The sequence below is a fragment of the Mesorhizobium sp. DxT genome, from assembly GCF_058448885.1.
This window is the reverse complement of sequence record NZ_JBZFLJ010000009.1, coordinates 103683-130408: the sequence shown is the minus strand read 5'-3', so window position 1 is coordinate 130408 and position 26726 is coordinate 103683. Positions and strand designations below refer to the sequence as shown.

Below are 26726 nucleotides of genomic sequence, written 5' to 3'. Positions count from 1 at the left end.
AAGGCGAAACTCACTAGTCGGTATACATGCCGATTGGCTTCAGCCGACGGCGCGGACCTCCACGTTCCGGCCGGAGCCGAGCCGGTTGGCAATCCGGCTGGAAACAAGCGTGGCGGCAGCCTCGCCGGCCACCCGCGCGTACAACACGTCGCGGTGGACGAGCATCAGGGCGATAGCGCCTTCGAGCAGCAGCATGACCTGCTGCGCAAGCGTTTCCGGGTCTCCGGCGCCGCTGCTCCGAAATTCTTCGGCCAGCCACGCCTCGAAACGCCGCTTGTGGTCCGCCGCCATCAACACGGCCGGATGGCCCGGCTGCCCAGCCAGTTCGACGGCCGCTCGGGTAAAGCCGCAGCCGCGCCACTTCGGCTGCGCCGCATGCGAAGCCAGCGCCATAAACATACGCCCGATCCTGTCGGGCAACGGCCGGTCGTCATCACCCAGCCAATCGCGATACCGGCTGCGCGTCGACGCGTCACGCGCCTCCAGATAAGCGGCGATCAACGCATCCTTGCTTTCGAAGTGATAATATAGCGTCCGCTTGGTCACGCCGGCCTGCGCCGCGATCGCGTCGACACTGACGCTGCGCAGGCCATGCGCGTAAAAGAGGGCTTCCGCGGCATCGACGATCCTGGATCGCGTGGTTTCCGACATTGGCGCTATCCCTCTCTGGCTGGCGCAATCAATTTGCTCGAACGGCGTCATTCCGCAACGGGCCTTCCCGGGCGCTCGTTGCCATATCGACCAGTTGCCTGAGTGCTTCCGACGCGCTGTCGGGTCTCCAGGCCACGCCCACCTCCGTCACCGGAGCCGTTCCTTCGAGCTTCAGATAAGTGACTCCCGGCGGCGCGAGACTGCGCATGCAGCCGGGCACGAAGGCGATCCCCATGCCTTCCGCGACCAGGTTGACGATCGTCTGCATCTGCATCGCATGTTGCGCGATGAACGGACGCGCGCCCTGGTCCGCGTAATAGCGGGTGACAACATCGTGAAGCGCGGGCGCACCCTGCCTTGGAAACAGGATGAGCGGCTTGTCGCGCAGATGGTCGAACGACACCGCTCCGCCGATAGGCGCAATCTGCCCGGCCTCGATCCACGCCGACGGCACCGCGACCACAAGCTCCTCGGACACGACTGGCACATAGCCAAGCGGGACAGGCACTGCGCGGTTCGGCGGAGGGATAATCAATCCGGCATCCAGCTCGCCGCCGAGAAGTGCCTCGATCTGCACATCGCTCGTCGCCTCGCCCATCACCAGTTCCACCTCCGGGAATGACTGCTTGAAGCGACGCACCAGCGGCGGCAGGAAGCTGTAGCTGACGAAGCTCACGAACGCCAAACGTACCGTGCCGACTTCGCCGCGCGACAGACGGCGCGCGAGATCCGGCAGCAGCGCAGCCTCCTTGAGGATCCGTCGCGCATAGGGCAGCCATTCCTGCCCCACCGGGCTCAGCCGCACACTCCGCTTGGTCCGAAAAAACAGCGCGAGGCCGAGTTCGGCTTCGAGCGCCTGGATACTCTGGCTGAGCGGCGGTTGGGTGATCCCCAGCCGTTCGGCGGCGCGGCCGAAATGCAGTTCTTCCGCAACGGCGACGAAATGACGAAGCTGGCGCAGTTCCATGTTGCACCCAATTAATATACTTGGCGACCTAATACCATATAATAAATAGATTTCCTGGATTAATTCGCTCGGGTCTATGCTTGGCTCCGCCTAAGCCAGCCGGAGGAGTTAGCCAGTGCCACATAACGAGCGATCGAAAACGATCTCGCAGGGCAATGAGCGCGCACCCAATCGCGCCATGTTTCGCGCCCTCGGCTACACCAGCGACGATTTCGACAAGCCGATGATCGGCATTGCCAACGGTCACTCCACCATCACCCCCTGCAATGCGGGTCTCCAACCGCTGGCCGACGCCGCCGCCGCGGCGATCAAGGCTGCGGGCGCCAATCCGCAGATGTTCGGTGTGCCCACGATTTCCGACGGCATGTCCATGGGCACGGAAGGCATGAAATATTCTCTGGTCTCCCGCGAGGTCATAGCGGATTGCGTTGAAACCACCGTGCAGGGCCAGTGGATGGACGGGGTGCTGGTCATCGGCGGCTGCGACAAGAACAAGCCCGGCGGAATGATGGGTATCGCGAGGGCAAACGTTCCGGCGATCTACGTTTATGGCGGCACGATCAAGCCCGGCCGCTGGAAGGGGCAGGACCTTTCCGTCATCTCCGCATTCGAAGCCGTCGGAGCATTCAATGCCGGCACGATGAGCCGGGAGGATTTCGAAGGCATAGAACACAACGCCTGCCCCACCACCGGCGCGTGCGGCGGCATGTACACGGCCAACACGATGAGTTCCTCCTTCGAGGCCCTCGGCATGTCGCTGCTGGGGTCTTCGACCATGGCGAACGTCGACGGGGAAAAGCTGGAGTCCACGGCTGAGTCGGCGCGCGTGCTCGTCGAGGCGGTGAAGAAGGGGATAAAGCCGCGCGACATCATCACCAGGCAGAGCGTCGAAAACGCCATCGCGCTGGTCATGGCGACCGGCGGCTCCACCAATGCAGTCCTCCACTACCTCGCCATCTGCCATGCGGCTGAAGTCGAATGGACGCTGGAGGACTTCGAACGGATGCGGCGCAAGGTGCCGGTCATCTGCGACCTGAAGCCATCGGGTCAATACATGGCCGTCGACCTGCACCGGCAGGGCGGCGTGCCGCAGGTGCTGAAGCTGTTGCTCGAAGCCGGGATGCTCAACGGCGACTGCCTGACCATTACCGGCAGGACCATCGCTGAAGAGCTGGCGCAGGTGCCGGCCAGCCCCCCTGCCGATCAGGACGTTGTGCGTCCCGTCGAAGATGCACTCTACAAGGAGGGCCATCTGGCGATCCTGCGCGGCAATCTCGCCGAAGACGGCGCTGTCGCGAAGATCACTGGGTTGAAATCGACATCGATTACCGGGCCGGCACGCGTGTTCGAGGATGAGGAGAGCGCCATGCACGCCATCCTGTCGGATGCGATACGTCCCGGCGACGTGCTGGTGCTGCGCTATCTCGGCCCCAAGGGCGGGCCGGGCATGCCTGAAATGCTGGCGCCGACGTCAGCCATCGTGGGGCGTGGGCTCGGCGACAAGGTCGGCCTCATCACCGACGGGCGGTTTTCCGGCGGATCGTGGGGGCTGCTCGTCGGCCACGTCACGCCGGAAGCCTTTGAAGGCGGCACCATCGCGCTGGTCGAGGAAGGCGACATGATTACCATCGACGCACCCTCGCGCCTGATCCAGCTCGACGTCGATGACGACGAGATCGAGCGCAGACGGCGCAACTGGACCCAGCCGAAGCCCCGTTACATGCGTGGCGTACTCGCCAAATTCGCAGCGCTCGCCAGCCCCGCCAGCAAGGGAGCCGTCACGGGATAGGTGGCGTCACAATCTTCAACAGGGAGGAATAAACATGAACCACTACGTTAGACACATCGCCGGCACGGTATTCGCCGCTGCAACGACCTTGGCCTTGTCGGTCTCCGCCTACGCGCAGCAGGAAGTAAAGCTCGGCTACGCTCTGGCGACGACGTCGCATTACGGCGTGGCTGCCGAGAAGTGGCAGGAGGTCGTCGAGGCCGAGAGCGACGGCCGCTACGTGTTCCGCCACTTCCCCTCGTCCGGTCTCGGCGGCGAGCGCGAGGTCATCGAGGGCGTACAGCTCGGCACCGTAGAGGCGACCATCGTCTCGTCCGGCACGCTGTCGAACTTCGTGCCGGAGACCGGCGTCTTCGACATCCCGTTCCTGTTCCGTGACCTTGCCCATGCCCGCGCCGTGCTCGACGGCCCGATCGGCCAGGAGATCCTGGCCAAGTTCGACGATGTCGGCCTCGTCGCACTTGCCTGGGGCGAGCAGGGCTTCCGCCACATCACCAACAACCGCAACGCCATTGCAGGGCCTGCCGACGTCGCCGGCCTGAAGCTGCGCACCATGGAGAACCCGACCCACATCACCGCCTTTGAGGCGCTGGGCGCGGCTCCCACCCCGATGGCATGGCCGGAGGTAATCGGCGCCCTGCAGCAGGGCACCATCGACGGCCAGGAGAACCCGCTGTCGGTCATCACGTCCGCCAAGCTGTCGGAAGTGCAGAAGTACCTGACGCTGTCGGGCCACGTCTATTCGCCGGCGATGCTGCTCGTCTCCAAGCAGCTTTGGGACGGCATGTCGGAAGAGGACCAGGAGATCTTCCGCAAGGCAGCCTCCGAAGCCGTGACCGCCATGCGCGGCTTCGTCGACGACGTCGAAACCTCCGGCGTCGCACAGCTCAAGGAAGCCGGAATGGACGTCGGAGAACTCAGCGCGGAGCAACGCGCTGCTTTTCAGAAGGCGCTGACGACTGCGTATGAGACCTACTACGGCACATTTGGCAAGGAGCTTGTCGACCAGATCATCGCAAGCAAGTAGCCTTGCGAACCTGATCGCGTGGTTGGCATTGGCGCTCCAATGCCAACCACAATCGTCCGGCCTCAGGCGAGTTGCCTGCGCAGCTCCGTCTTGAGCACCTTGCCGTAGCTGTTCTTCGGCAGTTCGGCGCAAAAGACATAACGCTTCGGCTTCTTGAAGGACGCCATCTCGGCACGGCACCATGCGTCGAGCACCTTGGCATCGCAGGCGCCTTCGCCGCGCGGCACCACGAAGGCAACGACGTCTTCGCCCCACTCCGCGCTCGGCTGGCCGACAACCGAGACCTCGAGCACACCGGGATGCCGGGCGACCACCTCCTCGACCTCACGCGGATAGATATTGGTGCCGCCGGAGATGATCAGGTCCTTGGCGCGGTCGGTGAGCGTCAGGAATCCGTCCTCGTCCAGCCGGCCGATGTCGCCGGTGTGGAGCCAGCCGTCACGCAGTGTCTCCGCCGTCGCCTTCTCGTTGCGCCAATAGCCCTTCATCACTGTCGCACCACGAACGAGGATTTCGCCTGCTTCGCCGGGCTGCACATCCTCGCCGTCATTCGCGATGCGCACCTCAACGCAGGACATCGCCTGCCCTACGGAGGCACGGCGCTCTCGCCAGTGCGGATGCGTCTCGTCGGCAACGAGTTCGCGGGGCAGCGACGTGATCGTCATCGGCGTCTCGCCCTGTCCGTAGATCTGGACGAAGCGGGGGCCAAACAGCGACAGCGCCTCGTCGATGTCCGCCGCATACATCGGCCCGCCGCCGTAGACCACGGTGCGGATGCCCTCGCCGCGATAGCCTGAAGCCTTGGCGGCCTCGATCATGCGCTTGACCATGGTGGGTGCGGCAAACATCACGGTCTGGCCGAAATGGCGCGACAGGGCCTCGATCTCTGCCGGATCGAACCCGCGCGACAGCGGGAACACGTGACTGCCGCCGGCGCGCACGAAGACGAAGTTGTAGATGCCTGCGCCATGCGAAATGGGCGCCGCATAGATCGTCGCCTGGTCCGGCGCAGGCTGGTCGACATCCAGGGCATAGGCAAGCGTTGCCACGCGCATGTTCCAATGGGTCAGCATGACGCCCTTGGGACGGCCGGTCGTGCCCGATGTGTAGAATAGCCAGGCAATATCATCCCCCGACACGCGCGCCGGCGAGGCATCTCCCTCACCCTGCTCGAAGAGGGCGGACCATTGCGGCGAGCCTACGGCGATCTGTGCGCAGTCGGCCGGCAGGCCTGCATCCGCGCCCAGCCCGTCACCGTCGCAGACGAGAACCGTCGCGCCGGCGTCGCCAACGATCCAGGCAGCCTCGCGGGGATGCAGCTTGCTGTTGATCGGCACGATGGTGCCGCCAAACCACCAGACCGCATAGAACAGTTCAAGATAGGCCGGACAGTTCTTCATGAAGACGGCGACGCGGTCACCAGCCTTGAGGTCGTGCGCGGCCTGCAGGCCTGCCGCCAGCGCACGCACCCGTGCCGCGAAGCCGGCATAGGTCGCGTAGAGCTCCGTACCTTCGAAGATCGCCGGCGCGTCGGGTTTTGCCCGGGCCGTGGCGTCCAGCCAGTCGGCAAGGTTCATGCGTATCCTCCTGCTAGCGGCGCCGCCGTGTCAGTCCGTTGCCCGCCCTTCCATCAGCCTCAGCGGCGTATAGACGATGACCGCCTCGCCGCGCTGGTTGACGATGCGATTGCGCGTGCGCACGAGGCCTCGGCCCCCCTTGCTCGCCGCGCGCACCTCGATCACTTCGATCTCGACGTGAATCGTATCGCCTTCCAGCACCGGTCCCTCCACATTCAGCTCCATGTGCAGGAATGCAAGCCCCGTGCCCTGCCCGGTCGCGTTGAGCACAAGCCCCTCGGCCAGGGCATAGACCAGCGCTGCCGGCGCCGGGCGGCCCGGTATCGCAGAGTGCTGCGCGCGGTATTCCTTGTCGACGAACAGCGACTCCAGCATGCCGACGCAGGATATGAAATTGACGATGTCGGTTTCGGTGATGGTGCGTCCGAATGTGCGGAACTGCTGGCCGACCGAAAGGTCGTTCCAGCGAAATCCTTCTCCGAGCAGTTGCATGTCGGTTCCTTTCAGATTGTTACTCTGCCAGCGGAGGCTGCAGCGTGCGCGGATGGCACAGTCGCGTCGAAATCCAGAACGGCGAACAGGCAAACAGGATCGAGACGCCGGAGAAGATGAAGGCAGCGCGATAGTCGCCCGTCACATCGTGCAGGAATCCCGAGATCCAGGCGCCGAACGCCGAGCCGAAAGACATCATCATGAAGATGGTGCCGAAGATCGAAGCCACCGCGCCTCTCGCGAAAATGCGCGCCGTCAATGTCGATACGATCGGCCCGCGCGCGCCCTGGCTCACACCGAACGCAAGCACATAGACCAGGATGAGGAATGGGCTGGCGAAGGCCGAATAGGCAAGCAGCGCGCCCGCGCCCAGAAAGGTTCCCGTGAAGGACAGCGTCGCCGTGAAGCGGTTGCCGAAACGCGCGCAGAGCCAGCCGGCAAAGACGACGCCGAAGATCGAAAGCATGCCCGAAGCGCCGAAGGCGAGTGCGGCCTCGATCGGCGGATAGCCCTGTTCCACGAGATAGGGCACGGTCTGCACGACGACGCTGTAGACGCCGCACGCGGTGAAGAAGAAAACCTGTACCAGAAGCCAGAACTCGCGCGTCTTTACCGCGCTACGGATGGTCCAGCCGGTTGGTCTCGACACCGCCATGGCCGGTTGATCGGCAAGCGGCTCGGCAGCGGACGGACGCACGCGTCCCTGGCGGATACGCCCCCACGGCAGGAGCAGCAGGGGCACGACGCAGACGAGGGCCATGGCAATCAGACGATAGGTCTCGCGCCAGCCATAGGCATCGATACCAGCCTGCGCCAACGGCACGATGACGAGGATGCCGGAACCGAAGCCGGCATAGGCTATAGCGATGGCAAGACTCATGTTGCGGTCGAACCAGCGCCCGATCAGGGCTGCCGCCGGCACCATGCCGAGCGCAGAGGCGGCGACACCGCAGAATACGCCGATGAAGAGGTAGATATGCCACAGGGCGGTGGTGGTGGAAGCAGCCCAGGTCGCCGCGATCAGCACACACAGGCCGAACCCGTAGGTGGCGCGTGGCCCCAGCCTGTCGAGCATCATGCCGGACAGCGGCGCCATCAGGCCGACCGTGATGAGATAGAAGGAATAGACGCCGGTGAGCGTCGAGCGGCTCCAGCCGAATTCGGCCTCCATCGGCAGCATGAACACCATGAAGGTGTCGACCACGCCGCGCGCGGTGAAGTTGAACAGAAAGCCGATGGCCACGACCAGCCCGGCCAGCGCAAGCTCGTTCCGCGAACCGCGTTGATACGCCGGTTTGTCTTCAGGGTCGCCGCGAGAGGTCATGGATGCCTACAGTGGAAGACCGCCCCGGCTCGCACCGGGGCGGTTCATATGCGATCAGTCGGCCTTTTCGAGCGCGGCGCGGAACGCGTTGAGGATATCCGTTCCCGGACGCCCGCGAGCGTCGAGGTCGGAAGCCCATTGCTGGCTGACCTCGCCCATCAGCTCGCCGAGGCGGGCCTTGTCCTCGTCGGGCAGGCTGACGAAGGTGACACCGGAATCGGCAATCGTCTGCTTGTCCTTGAGATCGAGATCGTCGGCGGCTTCACACCCCTTGGTGATGGCTTCGTCGCCGGCCTGCACGAGCGCCGCCTGCACGTCCTCATCGAGCGCGTCCCAGCGCTCCTGCGAAATCACGTATGTGACCACGAAGGACCCGAAATTGACGTCCTGCGTGCCGTATTTCAGCAGCGGATGGATGTCGTAAGGCAGCACGCTCGAATGCGGGAACAGCACGCCGTCGATGGTTCCGCGCGAAAGCGCATCGCGCGTCTCAGGCGCGGAAATCTGCACCGGCACCGCGCCGATCTTGGTGGTCGCGATTTCCTTGGCGCCGCCCGTCGTGCGCAGCTTGAGGTTGCGCAGGCTGTCGAGATCGGTGATTTCCGAATTCGACGTCAGCACCTGGTATGGCGGCAGCACCATGACGAGGAGCACGCGTACGCCGTTCGGCGCGAACTCCGCCTGATCGAGCGCACCGCCTGGCTTGGCGATCTCCCAGAATGCCTTTGTGCCCTTGCAGGACGTCGTGAAGTTTTCCGGCAGCTCGGCAACCGACGACAGCGGCAGCTTGTCGCTGACATAGGATGCGCCGACATAGCCGATGTCCATCACCCCGGTCTGCGTCAGTGACAGCAGGTCCTTCGCCTTGCCGAGCTGTTCCGCGGGGTAATAGTCGAACGCGACTTCGCCGCCGCTCAGCTCGGTCACGCGCTCCATCCAGAACTTGGTCATGTTCTCGGGGATGTAGTGGCCGACCGGAAAGCTGTCGCCGATACGCAGGGTCAGTTCCTGGGCCTGCGCGGCGTTGCCGGCAGCCAGGGCAGCGCCCACCACGGACGCGGCAAGCAATGTTCTATGCAGTTGGTATTTCATGACGTTCTCCTCCTTCTTGAACGATTGCCTTGCGGTCATTGCATCGTGGACGGAAGCCACAGGATGATAGCCGGAAAGGCGGTGAGCAGTGCGATGACGAGCAGATGCGCCCAGACGTGGGGCATCACGCCCCGGAACAGTTCGCCGAGCGGGCGGCGTGTGTATCGTGCGACGACGAAGACGTTCATGCCGAGCGGCGGGGTCACCATGCCAACCTCGGCGGTGACCACGATGATGACGCCGAACCAGATCGGGTCAAATCCGAGCGAGATGACCAGTGGCAACACTACTGGCACGGTCAGGATCAGGATCGCGATCTGGTCCATGATGAAGCCCAGCACGATATAGCCGAGCAGGATGAAGACCATGATCGTCATCGGCGAAAGCGGCAGGCCGCCGACCCATGTCGTCAGGTCGTTGGTGACCCGCGCCAGCGTGAAGTAGTAGCCGAAGATGTGCGCGCCAAGGATGATGAACAGGATCATGCAGCTGGTCTGCGCGGCGCGGCGCAGCGCACCGGAGAAAGCTGGAAGACTGAGTTTGCCTTCCTTGATCGCCAGCAGCATGGCGACAAATGCGCCGATGCCGGAAGCCTCGGTCGGCGTCGCGATGCCGGTATAGATCGTGCCGGTGACAGCGAAGAATAGCAGGATCATCGGCCCGACGCGCTTCAGCGAGGCGAATTTTTCACGCATCGTGTAGGCGCGGCCCGCCGGCGCGGATTCCGGCCAGAGCCAGACCAGTATGGCGATGGTGGCGATGATCGCGACGGTGACGATGAGGCCGGGAATGACGCCTGCGATCAGAAGCGCCGAGATCGAGATGTCGGCAAGGATGCCGTACAGAATCAACGCGATCGATGGCGGGATCAGCATCGCCAGCGTGCCGGAAATGGCGACCACGCCGCCGGCCAGCTTCGGCTCGTAGCCTTCCTTCATCATCGCCGGGATCGAGGTCGAGGCGAGCGTCGCCGCCGCCGCCGTGCTCGAGCCCGAGATCGCACCGAAGCCCGCGCCCGCAAGCGCGGTGGCCATCGCGACCCCGCCCTTGATCCGCCCGACCCATATGGTCGCCGAGCGGAAGAGATCGTTTGCCACGCCCGAGATGATGACGAACTCCGCCATCAGGATGAACATCGGGATCGTGATGATCTCGTACGAATTGGCGGTCGACAGCGGCGACGTACGCAGGATGCCTGACAGCACCGGCAGACCGCCGAAGATGTAGAGCCCGATGGCGCCCGACACGGCCATGGCGAAGGCAACCGGCAGACCGATGACGAGCATGACGACTAGCGCCAGCAGAACGAGCGCGATCGTCATTCCACGCCCTCCCCGGCCTGCGGTTCGGTTTCCGGTGGCGGTGGCGTCTCTACGAGGTCGCGACCCGTCAGGCCGGATGCCGCATGACCGAAGGTGCGATAGACGCAGCGCAGTGTCATGACCAAGCAACCTGCCGCCACAATGAAATAGGCGACCCAGGTCGGCCAGGGAATGACGGCAGCGATGCGGTCGTCGTTCAGATAGGCGGATTTGAGCCGCAGCCAGGCCTGCCAGCCGATCAGCGCCATCAAGACCGTGGACAGGAAATAGCCGACCGCCAGAGCCAGATGCCGCGGACGATGCGGAATCTGGTGCTGAAAGATATCGATGGCGATATGGCCGTGATTGTGCAGCGTGTCCGACAACGCAAAGAAGAACACCGCGACCATCAGATAGAGGCCGATCAGGTTATAGGACCACGACAACGGCGCGGCGAACACGTAGCGCATCGCCACGTCGGCAACGACGATCAGCATGATGGCGCCCAGCGACAGGCCGGACAGCAGCGCGAGCACACTCTCGATGCGCGCAAGCAGCGCCGAGGCACCGTTTGCAGGCGGCTGACTTTGCATCATCTTTCTTCCTCCTCCCTGTGGATCAGACCCCTCAGACGGCGTCGGCCACTTCGGGCCGGTTCACCATCGCCATGATCTTCCGCGCCGCGCGCTCGTGCGGCTTGTCGATCATCTTCCCGTCTATCTTGACCACGCCGGCCCGCGGATCGGCCGCGAAGGCGGCGATCACCTGCTCGGCCCACGCGACCTCTTCCGGCCGCGGCGTGAAGGCGCGGTTCACGGGATCGACATGGCTTGGATGGATGACCGCCTTGGCCGCGAAGCCGTCGCGCCGAGCTGCATTGGCTTCAGCCTCGACATAAGCAAGATCACCGATATTGGTGCAGACCGTGTCGATCGCAGCAAGCCCGGCGGCCGCCGCCCCCATCAGGCACATGTTGCGCGCCAGCCGGAACGGCTCGGAATAGACGGCGTCGACGCTGTTCTCGGTCGCGCCCAGCGAAGCGGCAAGATCCTCCGCGCCCCACATCAGGCCCCATAGCCGCGGGCTGGCGTCCTTGTAGCTCGACAAGCCGAAGATGGATTCGGCGGTTTCCGTGGCCACCGCGATGATCCGCGTCGACCCGTCTTCGAGCCCGGATGCCGCCTCGAAGGCATCGAGATAGAACGCCAGCTTCTCGACATCCGCCACGCTGGCGCATTTCGGCAGCACGATGCCGTCCGGACGCAGCGGCATCACCGCCGTCAGGTCGGCGAGCGTCAATCCCGTGTCAAGCGCATTGACACGCACGAACCATTTCTGGGCGTTCCGGGTCGTTTCAAGCATCGCGCGTGTGGCAGCACGGGCCGCCTCCTTGGCTTCGGCCGAAACGGAATCCTCAAGGTCGATGATCAGCGCATCGGCATTGCCGCCGCGCGCCTTCTCGAACTTGCGGGCGCTGTCACCCGGTACGAACAGGAACGAGCGCATCACGCAGCCGCCCGCTTGCGCATCATGCCCGCGCGCCGGCAGACGGCGACAACTTCGCCGTTCTGGTTGGTGCAGGTGTGCTCGAACTCAACGATGCCGACATCGCCGCGCGATTTGCTCTCGCGCTTCGCAACGATCTTCGTGTGGCTGCGCAAGGTGTCACCGGCGAAGACCGGTTTCGGGAAGCGTACGTCGGACATGCCGAGATTGCCGACAGTGGTGCCCAGCGTGGTGTCCTGCACGCTCATGCCGATCATGATGCCGAGCGTGTAAAGGCTGTTGAACAAAGGCTTGCCCCATTCGGTCTGCGCGGAGAAATGCGCGTCGACATGCAGCGGTTGCGGGTTCATCGTCATCAGGCTGAACGAGATGTTGTCGTGCTCGGTAACGGTGCGCGTCAGCTCGTGCGCGAATTCCTGCCCGACCTCGAACTCCTCGTAATAGAGACCTGCCATCTTCTTCCTCCCTTTCGCGGCGGTCAGGCCGCGTTCTCGTTTCTGCGTCCGAGGACGCCGGTTTTTGTCAATTCGGCGATGCGTTCTTCGGCAATGCCCCAGTCGCGCAATACCGCTTCACCGCTTTCGCCGGGCGCCTCGGGCGGCGTCGGCGCGGCAGCGGGCGTGCCGCTGAAACGAGGCGCAGGTGCCGGCTGCACCAGCCCGTCGATGGTGATGAAAGTGCCACGCTCGGCATGGTGCACATGCGACGGCGCTTCCGCCGACGACAGGACGGGCGCGAAACAGGCGTCGGTTCCCTCCAGCAACGCGCACCATTCCGCCCGCGTCTTTTGTGAAAACCGCTCGGCCAGAAGCCGGCGCGCCTCATCCCAGTTGGCGCGCTCGTTCATGTCGGGAAAGCCTGCCGGATCGAAGCCCATGGCGCTCAAAAGCACGGTCTGGAACTTGCCCTCGATCGGCGCGATGGAGATGTACTCGTTATCGGCGCAGCGATAGACGTCGTATTGCGGCGCGCCGCTGTCGAGAATGTTTTCGCCGCGCCCGCCCGGCCAGACCCCGGCCGCCTGCAAGCCCATCAGTGGCGTGGTGAGCAGCGAAACGCCGTCGACGATCGCCGCGTCCACGACCTGTCCCTCTCCCGTGCGCTGCGCATGAAGCAGCGCGCTGACGATACCGAAGGCCATCAGCAGGCTGCCGCCTGCGAAATCGCCCAGCAGATTCAGCGGTGGTGTCGGTGGCTGGCCACGACGGCCGATGGCGTCGAGCGCGCCGGTCAGTGCGATGTAGTTGAGGTCGTGGCCGGCCGCTTGCGCCAGCGGCCCCTGCTGCCCCCAACCTGTCAGCCTGCCGAAAACGAGGCGCGGATTGCGGGCATGGCAAACTTCGGGGCCGAGGCCCAGCCGCTCCATCACGCCGGGACGAAAGCCCTCGACCAGCGCATCCGCCTTGTCGATCAGCTCCAGGGCGCAGTCGATGCCTTCCGGGCGCTTCAGGTCCAGTGCAACCGAGCGCCGTCCGCGTCCGGCAAAATTGAAACGGTCGGGGCGCGGCACGCCCAGCCCCGACGCGACCTGCCTGTCGATCCGCACCACGTCGGCGCCCATGTCGGCGAGCAGCATCGCGGCAAATGGCGCAGGACCGATACCGGCCATCTCGACGACACGCCGGCCGGCAAGCGGCCCCTTGCGGTTCTCAGCCACAGGCGGCCCTCCCCACATCGTGCCATTCGCGAGACAGGCTTTCCCGGAACTGCGGCGCAGCGATCGCGATCATGCGTTCGACGCGCTGCGAGAGCGTGCAACCGCGCAGCTCGGCCACACCCCATTCCGTGACGATCGCGTCGGCGTCCGAACGCGCGCAGGTCACCGTTTCCACCCTGCAAACGATGCGCGAGACCGCACCGCCTCGCGCGGTTGAAGGCAGTGCGATGATCGCGCGACCGCCCCGTGAGGCATTCGCACCCCGCACGAAATCGACCTGCCCACCGACTGCACCGAGATAGCGTCCTCCGGCGGTCTCGGCGTTGACCTGGCCGGTCAGATCCACCTCGATCGCCGAATTGATCGCGCAGAAACGCGACAATCCGCCGAGAACTCCGTGCGCATGTGTCCGGGCCGGCGGATGCAGGCAAAACGCGCGGTTGTCGTTCGCGAAGTCGTAGAGCCTTCGGCTGCCGAGCAGAATCCCGCCGACGCTGACGCCGGTATCGTATTCCTTGGCCATATTGGTCACCGCGCCGCATTCGATCAGGTCGACGACGGCATCGAACAGCGCGCCTGAGTGCAGGCCGAGATCGCGGTGCCCGGCGAGTTTCCCGGTCACCGCCTGCGGTATCGCACCCACGCCGAGCTGCAGTGCAGCCCGATCCGGTATCAGCGAAGCGACATTGTCGGCGATTGCCAGTTCGGTTTCGCCGGGCACGACGCCCTGCTGCTGCAGCGGCGGATGTTCGGCGGCAACGCAGATGTGGATCGGTATGTCCGAGGGCCATTGTGCGCCATGGCACCGCGGCACATCCGGGTTGATCTCGGCGATGACGAGCCGCGCCCTGCGCGCCGCATCGAGCACGTAGTCGTTGGCGAGCCCCAGGTTGAAGCCGTTCCCTTCAAGGGCGGGCGCAAGCTGGATCAGCACGCAATCGGCGCGCAGCGTGCCGTCGGCGAAGGCCGGTGCAAGCTGCGAATAATGCCATGGTAGAATGTCCAGCCTGCCGGCGCGCGCCAGCCGCGCACCTTGTCCAACCGCGCCGTACCCCGCGAGCGACAGCCCGTCCGCGCCGTCGAACGTGTCCGAATTGAGCACCCCGAGAAACACCGAGCAGCCTTGCGGCAGGCCACCAGTGCCGACCAGCCGCCGCGTCAACGTCCGCGGCTCGGCCGTCGCCTGGCCGACCACGATACGATCCCCCGGCCGCAGCAGGGTGGCAAGATCGAGATCGTCGGCAGCGACGGCGCGCATCGGTTCTCTACGCGCCTCAATAGGATTTCGGCAGGCCGAGAACCCTCTCGGCGACGAAGGAAAGCGCGAGCTGAGGGCTGACGGGCGCGATACGCGGGATCATGATCTCGCGCAGATAGCGCTCTACGTGATATTCCTTGGCATAGCCGAAGCCGCCATGGGTCATCACCGCGGTCTCGCAGGCGTGGAAGCCGGCCTCGCCGGCCAGATATTTCGCCGCGTTGGCGGCAGCACCAGCAGGCTTGCCGGTGTCATACTGCCAGGCCGCCGACATCACCATCAGCCATGCGGCTTCCAGTTCCGCCCAGCACTTGGCCAGCGGATGCTGGATGCCCTGGTTCTGGCCGATCGGCCGGTTGAAGACGATGCGTTCCTTGGCGTAGCGCGTGGCGCGGTTGATCGCCGCCATGCCGAGCCCGACCGCTTCAGCGGCGATCAGGATGCGCTCCGGGTTCATGCCGTGGAGGATGTATTCGAAGCCGCGCCCCTCTTCGCCGATCAGGTCGGACTCGGGAATCTGGAAATCCTCGAAAAACAGTTCGTTGGAATCGACCGCCTTGCGGCCCATTTTTTCGATCTCGCGAACCTTGATCCGGTCGCGGTCGAACTTGGTGTAGAAGAGGCTGAGGCCGTGCGTCGCCTTCTTCACTTCGTCCAACGGCGTGGTTCGGGCAAGCAGCAGGATATTGTCGGCGACCTGCGCCGTCGAAATCCAAATCTTCTGGCCGTTGACATGGTAGCGGTCGCCGCGCTTCTCGGCCTTAAGCTTGAGCTGCGTCGTGTTGAGGCCGGTGTTGGGCTCGGTGACGGCGAAGCATGCCTTCTCGCGACCCTCGGCCATCGGCCGGATCATCCGCTGCTTCTGCTCGTCGGTGCCGTAGACGGCGACCGGGTTGAGGCCGAAGATATTGATGTGCACAGCCGAGGCGCCCGAGAGGCCGGCGCCGGATTCGGCGATGGTGCGCATCATGATCGCGGCTTCCTGGATGCCCAGCCCCGCGCCGCCCGAGGATTCGGCCGTGCAGATGCCCAGCCAGCCCTCGCGTGCCAGCGCGTCGTAGAAATCGTGCGGGAAGCCGCCCTCGCGGTCGCGCCGCAGCCAATAGGCATCGTCGAAATCCGCGCAGATCCGTGCGACGGAATCGCGGATCGCCTCCTGTTCCTCGGTGAAGCCGAAATCCATTCCCTGTCTCCTCAAGCCTGCGCCGGACCGTATGTCACGGCCGTCCGCGCGATACCGCGTTCCAGCAGATCGGCGATCTCTTCCGGCGAAAATCCTGCTTCGCGCAGCACCTCTTCGCTGTGCTCGCCCTGGCGCGGCGCGTGACGCGCGGGGCCGGCGGGACTGCGCGACCATTTGGCCGGCACCGCCATGGTGCGGATCGCGCCTTCGCTGGGGTGCTCGACGACGCGGAAGAAATCCGTCGCCACCAGATGAGGGTCCTGCAGCACACCCTGGAAGTCGTACATCGGCATGGCCGGCACGTCCGCCTCCTCCAGCAGGTCGAGCCATTCGGCGCTGGTGCGGGTCAGGAAAATCCGGGTGAGTTCGCCATAGACCTCGTCGATATGCGCCATCCGCGAAACGAAACTGGCAAAGCGCGGGTCGGCCGCAGGCATCTCAGGCCGGCCGATCGCCGAAAAGAAGCGCTGCCAGTGCCCGTCGGTGTAGATCAGCGCGCAGACATAGCCGTCCTTGGTCTGATACGGGCGCCGGTCGGGTGAGAGCTGCCGCGAGTAGCCACCTGCATCGAGTGGCGGCTCGAAGGTGAGCCCGCCCATGTGGTCGCCGAGCACGAAGCTGACCATGGTCTCGAACATCGGAATGTCGACGCGCTGCCCCAGGCCACAGCGCTCCCGCTCGACGATCGATGCGAGGATCGCACCCACCGCCGCGAGACCGACCACGCGGTCAGCAATCGCCGACGGCACATAACGCGGCTGGCCCTCGTTAACCCGCGAGAACAGGAACGGGATCGTCGCGCCACCCTGGATCAGATCGTCATAGGCCGGCCGCGCCGCATAGGGGCCGTCCTGGCCGTAGCCGAACATGCCCGCATAGACGATCTTCGGGTTGACGGCAGATACGTCCTCATAGGAAAGGCCCAATCGCTTCATCGCCTTGGCGCGCACGTTATAGACCAGCACGTCGGCATCGGCGCAAAGGCGCAGCAAGGCCGCGCGGCCTTCGGCCTGCTTCAGGTCGAGCGTGATCGAACGCTTGGAGCGGTTTGCGTTGAGGTAGATCGGTCCCATGCCGTCATGGCGCGCCGGGCCGATCTTGCGCACGAGGTCTCCCTCCGGCGCCTCGACCTTGATCACATCCGCACCGAAATCCCCCAGCATCTGGGTCGCGTACGGCCCCATCAGCACGGTGGTCATGTCAATGATGCGGATCCCGCGCAACGGTCCCATTTGCCTCCTCCGCAGCCAACCCTTTCGGGAAGCTCCCCACTGCTTATTCATATATATGGACAATCTGTCCTATTCTATGGACAGTTAGCCGTATGAGTTCGCGCAAGTCAATTCAAAATCGACGATGGATGCCGTTTGCCGGCTTTCGCGGGGCAATCGTGATGAATGGGTCCACGCTGATGGACAACAGCGCCGTAAACTCCTACGATCTTCATGAAAACGTGGAGTCACCAGAGGTGGCGGGCAACTCCGCGCGGGCCATTCGCGCCCAGACACCCCTCAAACACGGGACGTTCCGAATGCTGGTCAAACAGGCAGCCAACGTACTGGATCTGCTGGAGTTTTTTGCCGAACAGAAGAAGGCGGCGAGCCTGGCGGAGGTGTCGCAGCATTTCGGCTGGCCGCGCTCGAGCACGTTCAACCTGCTGTCCACACTGGTGGCGCGCGGATTCCTGTATGAGCCGGAGGCGCGCGGGCGTTTCTACCCGACGCCACGCTGGCTGACGCTGGCGCAGGAGGTCGCGGCTGCCGAACCCTTGCCGGAAGCGTTGCTCAGCCTGCTCAACGATCTGGCGAAGCGGACCGGCGAGACGGTGTGGATCGCGGCCCCCAGCGGCCAGCATGCGATCTTTCTCGAGGTTATCGAATCGAAGGCGTCGGTGCGCTATACGGCCAGCGTCGGCACGCGCGTTCCGCTTCACGGGACAGCGACCGGCCAGGCCATCATCAGCCAGTTGCCGCCGGCACAGCAGGCCACGCTTCTGCGCAAGGCGGTGTTCAAGCGCTACGGCGAAGGCACACCGATGAGCATCGAAGCGGTGGAGACCAGCATCCGTCAGTCGCTCAATCGCGGCTGGTTCGTCAGCTCGTCGGCCTTCACGCCCGATCTCGGTGGCATCGGCCTGCCGATCGTCTTCGGCGACCGGGTGTTTGCGATCACCGTCGCCGGGCCGTGGTTCCGGGTCGGCGAGCGGCTCGACGAGTTCGCCCACATAATGCACAGCGCCATCGCGCTGCATTTCGGGCCGGATTACGTGAAGAAGAACATCAAGGGCCTGCGCTCTCTGCTGCCTGAAAACGGCTGAACGCGTTAGCGCTCGAATTCAACCGAACACCATGCCGTCGAACAACTTGCGTGCCGTGCGCAGGATGGCGGCCGACACCACCGCCCCGCTGTCGTCGAGCGTCGCCAGCACGGTCATTTCGCCGGTCGGGTGCTCTATTGACAGCGCGCGTCGGTGGCCGCCCTCGCCGACATCGGCAAGGGCCGCAGCAGGGCTCCCCGGCAACAGGCATGCGGTGGCAACGCTGACGGCGCCGAGCACGCCGATGGACGAGTGGCAGCGGTGGGGAATGAAGGTGCGCGTCGAGATCGCGCCGCCGTTGCGCGGCGGTGCGACAAGCGTCAGCTTCGGCACCGATTTCTGCGCGACATCGCCAAGGTTCATCATCGGCCCAGCCTTGAGGCGGGTCGTTTCCAGCCTTTCGCGCAGTGCCGCGTTCGCCTCCAGCTCGGCCGGCTCCTCATAACCGGTGATGCCTAAATCCTGCGCGCGCAGCACGATACATGGCATGCCGTTGTCGATAAGCGTGACGGGGATGCCGTCGATCTCGTCCACAGCGTTGCCGGTCGGCAGCAGCGTGCCGCAGGACGAACCGGCCGTGTCCTCAAACAGGATGGGCACGGCAGCCGACGTGCCCGGCACACCGTCGATGCACGCGTCGCCTTCATAGGTCACCGCACCTCCAAGCGTGGCGACGGACGCCACCGCCACCTGGCCGGTGTTTTCCATGAAGATGCGCACGTCCGTCCCGCCCTCTCGGGCCGCCACAAGCCCACGCTCGATGGCGAAGGGAGCGACCCCGGCAAGGATGTTGCCGCAATTCTGCGCGTCCGTGACAACAGGCCTGTCGACGAAGACCTGCAGGAACAGATAGTCGACATCGACGCCCGGACGCGCCGACTTTCTGACCACCGCGACCTTCGAGGTCAGCGGATCGGCCCCACCCATGCCGTCGATCTGGCGCGGATCGGGCGAGCCCATCACGCGCAGGAGAAACGCATCGCGCGCCGGCGGGTCGGCCGGCAGGTCCGACGCCAGAAAGTATCCACCCTTCGACGTGCCGCCGCGCATCCACATGCAGCGGACACCGTTGTCAGACATATTTCAGGCCCTTGGCGGCGAGCTTCTCGCGCATGCCGTAGATGTCGAGGCCGAGTTCGCCGGCCATCAGCCGCTCGCGCACCTCTGCTTCCTTCGCCTCGCGCGCAAGGCTGGCATCGAGGGCTTCTTTTGCCTCGCCGCGCGGCACCACGCAGACACCGTCATCGTCGGCGACAATCACGTCTCCGGGATTGACCAGTGCGCCGGCGCAGACGATCGGCGCATTGACCGATCCCAGGGTTTCCTTGACCGTGCCCTGCGCCGAGACCGCCCGGGACCAGACCGGAAAGCCGATCTCGGTCAGTTCGCGCACGTCGCGCACACCGGCCTCGATCACGAGCCCGCGCACGCCTCGCGCCATCAGCGAGCGCGCCAGCAATTCGCCGAAATAGCCGTCTTCACAGGGACTGGTCGGCGCGACGACGAGGATGTCGCCCTCCTGGCACTCCTCCACGGCGACATGGATCATCCAGTTGTCGCCCGGCGCTACCGAGACCGTGACAGCGCAACCCGAGATCCGCGCGCCGGCATAGATCGGCCGCATGAACGGCCGCATCAGGCCCTTTCGGCCCATCGCCTCGTGAACCGTCGCAACGCCGCACTTGCCGAGCCCGCCGACGAGATCCGCGTCGGTACGCTCGATGTTCCTGACCACCACTCCGCTCATCACAGCTCATCCACGGTTCGCGGGAAGATCGACTGGAAGGCCTCGGCATACTTTGCCTCGCGCCCGCCTGCCTGCCCGCCGGAATTGCGCCGGAACTGGTTGGCGCGGTTCTGCGCCACGTTGGTGTAATAGTCCCAGAGATGCTGCTGGCCTTCCATGCACTCGATGGCGGCCTTCTTCCTGTCCCACACACCGGTGATGTCGAGAATGGTGTCGGGCTTCCAGTTGCACTGCTCGGTCTGGTGCGGCTCGAACAGATAAAGCTGCGGAGCGCCCAGCACCTTTTCGCCAGGGTTATGCCCCCAGGCCTGCGCAACCATCCGGCATTCGAGCGCTACGCGCGTCGCGTAGGGGTGGTCGGTGTTGTAGGGGTCTTCCAGCGAGTGCGAGAGCATGAAATCCGGCTGCACCTTGCGGATCACGTCGACAAGACGGAACCGCTGCTCGCGGTCGAGTTCCAGCGGATAGTCTCCGCAATCGAAAAACTGGATGTCATGAACGCCGAGGGCCTTTGCCGCGTTCTCGGCCTCCAGCCGCCGCCCGGCCTTGACCTTTTCCAGCGTCATGCCGTCCTGCTTCCACAGCTTGGCGCTTTCGCCGCGCTCGCCATAGGAGAGGCAGACGACCGTCACCGCGACGCCCTTCTGTGCATGCAGCGCGATCGCGCCGCCGCAGCGCCAGACAAAATCGGCAGAATGAGCGCTGGCGACCAGCGCAGTCCTTGCAGTCATTCCAGTCCTCCCTCGATGCCAGCTTACCGGGCATACCTACCTCCCCCGGCGTGCGATGCTCATGATAGAGGTCGGTGCGGCCTCTGTCGCCTGCCCGGACAGAGTCGCTCTATCCGGCCAGTGCTGGCTGGATCGCATCGCGCCTTTCGCGCGCCCAATCCGCCGCTGCCTTGATGCCTCCCAGCGGGAAGATATGGATACGCTCGATCAGTCTATCCGGGCTTGCGGCGCCATAGGCCGCCAGTGCGGTCACGACCTCGTCCGGCTCGTAGGGCAGCATCAGCCTCGACACATCCAGCGCGCGCCGCTGCAGAACCTTCAGCGATGGGCCGACGCCGCACGCGACCGCATATTTGATGAGCGTCTGCAGCTTGGCCGGCCCCGCGACCCCGACATGAATGGGCATGGTGACGCCGGCGCCGCGAAGCCGCTCCGCCCAGGCGATGACCGGCTTTGCGTCAAACGCGAACTGGGTCACGATTGCCATCTCGGCATCCGTGCGTTCGCTGTATGCCTGCTTCCACAGCAGTGCCTTGTCGGCCTCGGCGCTGGAGCCATCCGGATCGATGTCGGCATTGCCTTCGGGATGGCCCGCCACATGCAGGCGTCGAAAGCCAAGACGATCAAACAAGCCGGTCTTGAGCATATCGATGGAGCTATGAAGATCGCCGACTGGTCTCGTCATCCCGCCTGCGAGGAGAAGCGCTTCCTCCACGCCAGCCTCGTCGCGGTAGCGCCTTAGCCATTCCTCCAGTTCCGCCGCATCGCGGATCGCGCGCGCCGGCAGATGCGGCATGACGGCAAAGCCATCGCCCCGAAGCCGCCGCGCGGTGGCAACCATGTCGTCGAGCGGCGTACCTTCGATATGGGCGATGTAGATTCGGGTGCCCGCAGGCAGAAGTGCGCGGAAGTCATCGATCTTGGCGGCCGTGCGCGGCATGACCTCGATCGAATGGTTCGCGAGCATCTTTGCCAGGGGCACATTCGAAGTCTCCGACCCGCCACGCCCGGCCCCGAAACGCTCCAACCACGCCATAAGCTTCTCCTGCCCTTGATTGCTTGCGTCATGCACCTTTCGGAATGATGCGAGGGGGGCGAAATCACGGGCCCACCTCTCATCAGTTATTGAAGGCGAGCCCGTCAGCCCGCCTTGCGTGTGCGCCAGCTATCCGCGTAGTTCTCGCGCGCCTCGCGCGCATAAGGTGTCGGCGAAACGCGGACGCGAATTTCGGCCTGCTTGTGGCGCTCGGTGGAAGTCTTGCCGCTGGCCCCGTCGGGCTCTCCCCAGATCATCGTCAGCACATCGCCTTCCTGGACATCCTGGTCGACGACGCCCAGCGACAGCAGGCAGCGCTCGTTGTAGCTGTAGCCATTGAACATCGACATGCCGACCATTTTGCCGTCGCGCATGACCATATCGGCGCTCGACGACGCATAGTTCGGCTGCGGGAAATCGATCCACTTGTAGTGGTCCTCGCCCGGACGGAACGCTGACGCGATCACCTCGACCACATCTTCCGCATTCCATTCGAATGTCACCTTCTTGCGGTTCTTCGCACCCTTCATCTTTTCCAGAGCGGCCTTGCCGATGAAGTCATCCTTCTTCCAGCCGATATAGAAGTCGTAGCCGAGCTCGAACGGATTGACGTAGTAGTCCTCGATCTTGTCCGAGACGAAGCTGCCGCCGATCGAGCCGATCGCCTCGTAACTGTCGGCGCCGAGCCATTCGCGATAGGCCTTGAGCATGCCGTCGCCGGTGTAGATGCCCGGCAGCGGCGACGGAATCCAGCCGGATTCCAGCGTGTTGGTCGAGTAGGCGCGGCTGCCGCAGCGCACAAGGTCGACGCCGGCCTCCTTCGCCGCCTCGAGGATGCAGGACAGGACATAGCTCTTGTCCTCGTAAGGACCCCAGATTTCCAACCCCGGCGCGCCGGACATGCCGTGGCGCAACGCCTGCACGCGCTTGGAGCCGACATTGATCCAGTCGACGTGGAAGAACTTTATCTCCGGGATCGGCCCGCGGTTCAGTTTCTCGAAGATCTTCGGCGCTTCCGGACCCTGGATCTGGTAGCGGTAGTGGGTGCGCAGCACGCGCTCGCCCTCGGGCCGCGAATTGGAGCGCGGATCGTGCCTGAGCCGCACGTTCCACTCGCCATAGGCTGCGCAGAACTGCAGCCAGTTGGCGGTTGGCGCACGGCCGACGAGGATGAACTTGTCCTCGCGCTCCCTGAAAATGATCTGGTCGCCGATCACATGACCGTTCGGCGTTACCGGGACGAAATGCTTGGCACGGTTCAGGCCGAAATTGGAGAACGAGTTGATGCCGTGGTGTGCGAGGAATTTCTCCGCATCCGGCCCCTCGACGATCAGCTCATCCATGTGGTGCGACTGATCGAAAAGCACCGCCGATTCGCGCCATGCCCGCTGCTCGTCACGCCAGTTGGAAAACTCCGGCGCCACGACAGGGTATACATACATGCCGATTTTCGAGTTGCGCAGTAGGTCAACGGCGCTGCCATTCTTGCGCAATACGGCTTCAAGGCTGGATTCCGCCATGATCGATCCTCCCATCGGTTAGCGTAGTTGTATACATTGCGCATGCCCCGACCGATTGCAAGAGGATCTTCGGCGACCAACCGCGCCAAATTCCCGCACGCTGCCCGCCGGGGCTTTTCAGCCCTCGCCTCAAAGGACATAAGGGTCACGCCAACGTCCTCGGCGTCGGCTATGGCGATAAAAGACGGCCGCGATCCGGATCGGCGCAGGACCGGCGCTGTATACACCCGCCGAACCAACGAGACTGAACCGGAGTATGAGAATGACCGCGCAAAACCCCGCCCTTGTGCTTACGGCCTACTGCGCCAACCGGGCCGGCATCGTCGCCGCGCTATCCAAGGCGATCTTCGAACTCGGCGGCGACATCGTTGACCTGCAGCAATTCGATGATGCGGGAACCGCGCAGTTCTTTTCGCGGGTCGTCTTCCGGGGCGCCTCGGACCCGATCGCCGAGGATGCGGCGTGGCAGGCGCTCGGGCCGGTTCTGGAACAGTTCGGCATGAAGTGGTCGCTGAGCGTACAGGGCGCTCGCCGGCGCGTGCTGCTGATGGCTTCGCGCTTCGATCATTGTCTGGCCGACTTGCTGTACCGCTGGCGCATCGGCGAACTGGCGATGGACGTGCGCGGGATCGTTTCCAACTATCCGCGCGAGACCTATGCAGACCTGTCTTTCGAAGGCGTGCCGTTCCACTTCCTGCCGGTGACGAAAGAGACCAAGCCCGGGCAGGAAGCGAAACTGATCGAGATCATCGATAGCGAGCAGATCGACCTCGTGGTGCTTGCCCGCTACATGCAGGTTCTGTCGAGCGAGCTTTCGGCCAGGCTTGCGGGCCGCTGCATCAACATCCACCACTCGTTCCTGCCCGGTTTCAAGGGTGCAAAGCCCTACCACCAGGCACACGAGCGCGGCGTGAAGCTGATCGGCGCCACCGCGCACTACGTCACCGGCGATCTCGACGAGGGGCCGATCATCGAACAGGACATCGAACGCATCAGCCATCGCGACAGCCCCGAGGAACTGGTGCGCAAGGGACGCGACATCGAGCGACGCGTGCTGGCGCGGGCCGTCCGGTCGCACCTGGAGGACCGGGTGCTTCTCAACGGCTCGAAGACCATCGTCTTCCCCGAATAAAGGCGCCGCACTGGATTTCAGTGTATACATGCAAGCACAGATCCAGTTGCTTTCGTCCATACTCCGCCAGCGCGCATACCGGTGAGCGCTGGCGACCGATCTGCAAAAACTCCTTTCGTGCATTCGGCTGAACGACAGCGAAGCGCACCGCATACGGTGGGATGGAAACCGTCGCTGGCCGGAATGCCTATTGCGAACGCGCGAACGATGTATACACTTCATTCTCGGAGGAGCCGCTGCCGCGCGCGAACGAGCGCGTTGCAAGGCAACAAAAAGGGAGGAAATGCGCATGTTGAACAAAGCAGCAGCGGCGACATTGCTCGGGCTCGGCCTTGCCTGGTCGAGCACGGCACTGGCTCAGGAAACCGTCAAGATCGGTGTCATCCTGCCCTATTCCGGGCCATTCGCGGACGCCGCCAACCAACTCCAGGCCGGCATCGACCTCTACATTTCCAAGCATGGCGACGAGGTTGCCGGCAAGAAGATCGAAATCATCAAGCGCGATACCGGCGGCCCGGCGCCCGACGTCGCGCAGCGCATGGCACAGGAACTGGTCGTGCGCGACGGCGTCGACATTCTGGCGGGCTTCGCGCTGACGCCTGAAGCGCTGGGTGCGGCCCCGATCGCCGACGAGGCGCAGAAGCTGATGGTGGTGATGAACGCCGCCACGTCCATCGTCACCGAGCAGTCGCCCTACATCGTGCGCACGTCGGTCACGATTCCGCAGCTCAACTATGCCTTCGGCCAGTGGGCGTTCAACGAGGCCGGTATCAAGCAGGCCTATACGCTGGTTTCCGACTACGGCCCCGGCCATGATGCCGAGAGCTCGTTCTCCAAGGGCTTCACCGAGGCTGGCGGCGAGATCGTCGGCTCTGACCGCACCCCGGTCGCCAATCCCGATTTCTCGGCCTATGTACAGCGCGTCCGCGACGCCAATCCGGAAGCCGTCTACATCTTCGTGCCGGGCGGCGCGCAGCCGGCGGCGATCGGCAAGGCGCTGGCAGATCGCGGGCTGGCTCCGCCGGACACGAAAATCTTCGCGCAGGGCGAGCTGACCCATCCCGAGGCGCTGGAAAGCATGGGCGAAAATGCGCGCGGCATCATCACGACCTTCCATTACACGCTCGAACGCGACGACCCGCTCAACAAGGAATATGTCGACAGCTATCACGCTGCCAACAACGGCCGCAGCCCCGACCTGTTTTCGATCGGCGGCTATGACGGCATGCACCTGATCTACGAGGCGCTGAAGGCAACCGAAGGCGACGCGTCCGGCGACGCGCTGGTCGAGGCCGCCAAGGGGATGTCGTGGCAGAGCCCGCGTGGCCCGATGAGCATCGACCCCGAAACGCGCGACGTCGTGCAGACCGTCTATATCCGCGAGGTGCAGGAGGTTGACGGCAAGCTGCAGAACGTCATCATCCACGAAATTCCGGAGGTGAAGGACCCGCTGCACGGGGCCAACTGACGGCAGGTTCGGTTCAGGCTGGCATGCGTTTGAGATCGTGATCGGGCAGATCGCCATCGTGCTGTTCGACGGGTTCGCCTTCGGGATGCTTTTGTTCGTCCTGTCGGTGGGCCTGTCGGTCACGCTGGGGCTGATGAACTTCATCAACCTCGCCCACGGTGCCTTCGGCATGCTGGGCGGCTATGTCACCGTGCTGGCAATGCGCCAGCTCGGCCTGCCTTTCCTGCTTGCCCTGCCGGCCGCCTTCCTGGCGGCGGCGCTGGTCAGCGTGGTCTTCGAGCGCACGCTTTTCCGCCGGCTCTACAAGGCGGGCGAGCTGAACCAGGTTCTCTTCACCATCGGCGTGGTGTTCGTCGCGGCGGCAGTCGCGACCTATGCGTTCGGAACGGTGCAGCAGGTCATCGTCCTGCCGTCCTGGCTGCGCGGTTCGATCGAGGTCTTCGGCCTGCGCCTCGGCGTCTACCGCATCTTCCTGATCGCGATCGCGCTTGCCGTTACCGCACTGCTGGTATTCGGCCTTGAGCGCACACGCCTCGGCGCACAGATCCGCGCGGCCGTCGACAACCAGCGCATGGCGCAGGGGCTGGGCCTCGACGTGGAGCGCATCTTCGCCATCACCTTCGCACTCGGCAGCGGGCTTGCGGGGCTGGGGGGCGCGCTGGCGATCGAGATCGTCGGCCTCGATCCATCGTTCGGCTTCCACTACCTCGTCTACGTTCTGATCGTGGTCGCGGTCGGCGGGCTTGGCTCGATCACCGGCTCTTTCGTAGGCGCAGCGCTGCTCGGCATCGGCGATGTCGCCGGCAAATATTTCGTGCCGGAGATCGGCTCTTTCCTGATCTACCTGCTGTTGGTGGCGATCCTGTTCGTCAAACCGCTCGGCCTTTTCGGAAAGCGGTGAGCGAGTTCATGGACAGACCCGCGCCCTCCGTTGCCCCCCTCTGTCCTGCC

At 64.4% G+C, this 26726-nt stretch carries 25 protein-coding genes; 6 read left to right on the top strand and 19 right to left on the bottom strand.

Going from position 1 to position 26726, the window contains the following annotated elements:
* Window positions 1–39: 39 nt before the first annotated feature.
* Entirely contained in the window at window positions 40–702 is a 663-nt protein-coding gene (locus ACVJNE_RS17485) for a TetR/AcrR family transcriptional regulator (RefSeq protein ID WP_499567616.1), read from the bottom strand.
* Window positions 680–1618, bottom strand: coding sequence for a LysR family transcriptional regulator (locus ACVJNE_RS17480; protein WP_499567614.1), 939 nt, complete (start codon window positions 1616–1618; stop codon window positions 680–682). Before ACVJNE_RS17480 ends, ACVJNE_RS17485 begins: the two co-directional genes overlap by 23 nt.
* A 115-nt stretch (window positions 1619–1733) precedes the next feature.
* Here ACVJNE_RS17480 and ilvD point away from each other — a divergent pair, with 115 nt between their 5' ends.
* Both ilvD and ACVJNE_RS17470 read left to right on the top strand, forming a co-directional pair.
* Window positions 1734–3407, top strand: coding sequence for a dihydroxy-acid dehydratase (ilvD, locus tag ACVJNE_RS17475; RefSeq protein WP_499567612.1), 1674 nt, complete (start codon window positions 1734–1736; stop codon window positions 3405–3407).
* A 34-nt stretch (window positions 3408–3441) separates the two neighbouring features.
* A complete protein-coding gene (locus ACVJNE_RS17470) occupies window positions 3442–4434 on the top strand; it encodes a TRAP transporter substrate-binding protein (protein ID WP_499567610.1) in 993 nt (330 codons plus the stop codon).
* Between the two features lie 62 nt (window positions 4435–4496).
* Here ACVJNE_RS17470 and ACVJNE_RS17465 read toward each other — a convergent pair whose 3' ends face one another.
* Genes ACVJNE_RS17465 through ACVJNE_RS17410 form a run of 12 tightly spaced genes read right to left on the bottom strand, consistent with a single transcriptional unit; the run spans window position 4497 to window position 17056 of the window.
* Window positions 4497–6011, bottom strand: a complete 1515-nt coding sequence (locus tag ACVJNE_RS17465; RefSeq protein ID WP_499567608.1) for a class I adenylate-forming enzyme family protein — start codon at window positions 6009–6011, stop codon at window positions 4497–4499.
* Between the two features lie 30 nt (window positions 6012–6041).
* The gene (locus tag ACVJNE_RS17460; protein WP_421928554.1) at window positions 6042–6503 is read right to left on the bottom strand and encodes a MaoC family dehydratase; all 462 of its coding nucleotides are present in this window, start codon (window positions 6501–6503) and stop codon (window positions 6042–6044) included.
* 19 nt (window positions 6504–6522) lie between these two features.
* Window positions 6523–7827 (bottom strand): MFS transporter, encoded by a 1305-nt coding sequence (locus ACVJNE_RS17455; protein WP_499567606.1) that lies wholly within the window; start codon window positions 7825–7827, stop codon window positions 6523–6525.
* A 54-nt stretch (window positions 7828–7881) separates the two neighbouring features.
* The gene (locus ACVJNE_RS17450; RefSeq protein ID WP_421928552.1) at window positions 7882–8919 is read right to left on the bottom strand and encodes a TRAP transporter substrate-binding protein; all 1038 of its coding nucleotides are present in this window, start codon (window positions 8917–8919) and stop codon (window positions 7882–7884) included.
* A 35-nt stretch (window positions 8920–8954) separates the two neighbouring features.
* Window positions 8955–10241 (bottom strand): TRAP transporter large permease, encoded by a 1287-nt coding sequence (locus tag ACVJNE_RS17445; protein ID WP_499567604.1) that lies wholly within the window; start codon window positions 10239–10241, stop codon window positions 8955–8957.
* The gene (locus tag ACVJNE_RS17440; RefSeq protein WP_499567602.1) at window positions 10238–10816 is read right to left on the bottom strand and encodes a TRAP transporter small permease; all 579 of its coding nucleotides are present in this window, start codon (window positions 10814–10816) and stop codon (window positions 10238–10240) included. Before ACVJNE_RS17440 ends, ACVJNE_RS17445 begins: the two co-directional genes overlap by 4 nt.
* A gap of 31 nt (window positions 10817–10847) precedes the next feature.
* Complete coding sequence (locus tag ACVJNE_RS17435) at window positions 10848–11726, bottom strand: HpcH/HpaI aldolase/citrate lyase family protein (RefSeq protein WP_499567788.1); 879 nt, start codon at window positions 11724–11726, stop codon at window positions 10848–10850.
* Complete coding sequence (locus ACVJNE_RS17430; RefSeq protein WP_499567600.1) at window positions 11726–12181, bottom strand: MaoC family dehydratase; 456 nt, start codon at window positions 12179–12181, stop codon at window positions 11726–11728. Before ACVJNE_RS17430 ends, ACVJNE_RS17435 begins: the two co-directional genes overlap by 1 nt.
* A gap of 23 nt (window positions 12182–12204) precedes the next feature.
* Window positions 12205–13383 carry a CaiB/BaiF CoA transferase family protein gene (locus ACVJNE_RS17425; RefSeq protein ID WP_499567598.1) on the bottom strand — a complete coding sequence of 393 codons (1179 nt, stop codon included), beginning with the start codon at window positions 13381–13383 and terminating at the stop codon, window positions 12205–12207.
* Complete coding sequence (locus ACVJNE_RS17420) at window positions 13376–14641, bottom strand: acetyl-CoA hydrolase/transferase family protein (protein ID WP_499567596.1); 1266 nt, start codon at window positions 14639–14641, stop codon at window positions 13376–13378. Before ACVJNE_RS17420 ends, ACVJNE_RS17425 begins: the two co-directional genes overlap by 8 nt.
* A 16-nt stretch (window positions 14642–14657) precedes the next feature.
* A complete protein-coding gene (locus ACVJNE_RS17415) occupies window positions 14658–15824 on the bottom strand; it encodes an acyl-CoA dehydrogenase family protein (RefSeq protein ID WP_499567594.1) in 1167 nt (388 codons plus the stop codon).
* 11 nt (window positions 15825–15835) lie between these two features.
* Entirely contained in the window at window positions 15836–17056 is a 1221-nt protein-coding gene (locus ACVJNE_RS17410) for a CaiB/BaiF CoA transferase family protein (RefSeq protein WP_499567592.1), read from the bottom strand.
* 299 nt (window positions 17057–17355) lie between these two features.
* On the opposite strand from ACVJNE_RS17410, the gene ACVJNE_RS17405 reads away from it, so the two are divergent.
* Complete coding sequence (locus tag ACVJNE_RS17405; protein ID WP_499567590.1) at window positions 17356–18141, top strand: IclR family transcriptional regulator; 786 nt, start codon at window positions 17356–17358, stop codon at window positions 18139–18141.
* An 18-nt stretch (window positions 18142–18159) separates the two neighbouring features.
* Here ACVJNE_RS17405 and ACVJNE_RS17400 read toward each other — a convergent pair whose 3' ends face one another.
* From ACVJNE_RS17400 to ligM, 5 genes are all read right to left on the bottom strand, one after another.
* Entirely contained in the window at window positions 18160–19221 is a 1062-nt protein-coding gene (locus ACVJNE_RS17400) for a 4-oxalomesaconate tautomerase (protein WP_499567588.1), read from the bottom strand.
* Window positions 19214–19888, bottom strand: coding sequence for a 4-carboxy-4-hydroxy-2-oxoadipate aldolase/oxaloacetate decarboxylase (locus ACVJNE_RS17395; RefSeq protein ID WP_499567586.1), 675 nt, complete (start codon window positions 19886–19888; stop codon window positions 19214–19216). Before ACVJNE_RS17395 ends, ACVJNE_RS17400 begins: the two co-directional genes overlap by 8 nt.
* Window positions 19888–20619, bottom strand: a complete 732-nt coding sequence (locus ACVJNE_RS17390; RefSeq protein WP_499567584.1) for a PIG-L deacetylase family protein — start codon at window positions 20617–20619, stop codon at window positions 19888–19890. Before ACVJNE_RS17390 ends, ACVJNE_RS17395 begins: the two co-directional genes overlap by 1 nt.
* 109 nt (window positions 20620–20728) lie before the next feature.
* Window positions 20729–21655 carry a methylenetetrahydrofolate reductase gene (locus ACVJNE_RS17385; protein WP_499567582.1) on the bottom strand — a complete coding sequence of 309 codons (927 nt, stop codon included), beginning with the start codon at window positions 21653–21655 and terminating at the stop codon, window positions 20729–20731.
* 104 nt (window positions 21656–21759) lie between these two features.
* Window positions 21760–23175, bottom strand: a complete 1416-nt coding sequence (gene ligM / locus ACVJNE_RS17380) for a vanillate/3-O-methylgallate O-demethylase (RefSeq protein ID WP_499567580.1) — start codon at window positions 23173–23175, stop codon at window positions 21760–21762.
* 262 nt (window positions 23176–23437) lie between these two features.
* Here ligM and purU point away from each other — a divergent pair, with 262 nt between their 5' ends.
* The 3 genes from purU (at window position 23438) to ACVJNE_RS17365 (ending at window position 26676) form a co-directional block, all read left to right on the top strand.
* A complete protein-coding gene (gene purU / locus ACVJNE_RS17375; RefSeq protein WP_499567578.1) occupies window positions 23438–24307 on the top strand; it encodes a formyltetrahydrofolate deformylase in 870 nt (289 codons plus the stop codon).
* Between the two features lie 289 nt (window positions 24308–24596).
* On the top strand, window positions 24597–25775 hold the full coding sequence (locus ACVJNE_RS17370; protein ID WP_499567576.1) for an ABC transporter substrate-binding protein: 1179 nt from the start codon (window positions 24597–24599) through the stop codon (window positions 25773–25775).
* Between the two features lie 49 nt (window positions 25776–25824).
* The gene (locus tag ACVJNE_RS17365; protein ID WP_499567786.1) at window positions 25825–26676 is read left to right on the top strand and encodes a branched-chain amino acid ABC transporter permease; all 852 of its coding nucleotides are present in this window, start codon (window positions 25825–25827) and stop codon (window positions 26674–26676) included.
* The last annotated feature ends 50 nt before the right edge of the window (window positions 26677–26726 follow it).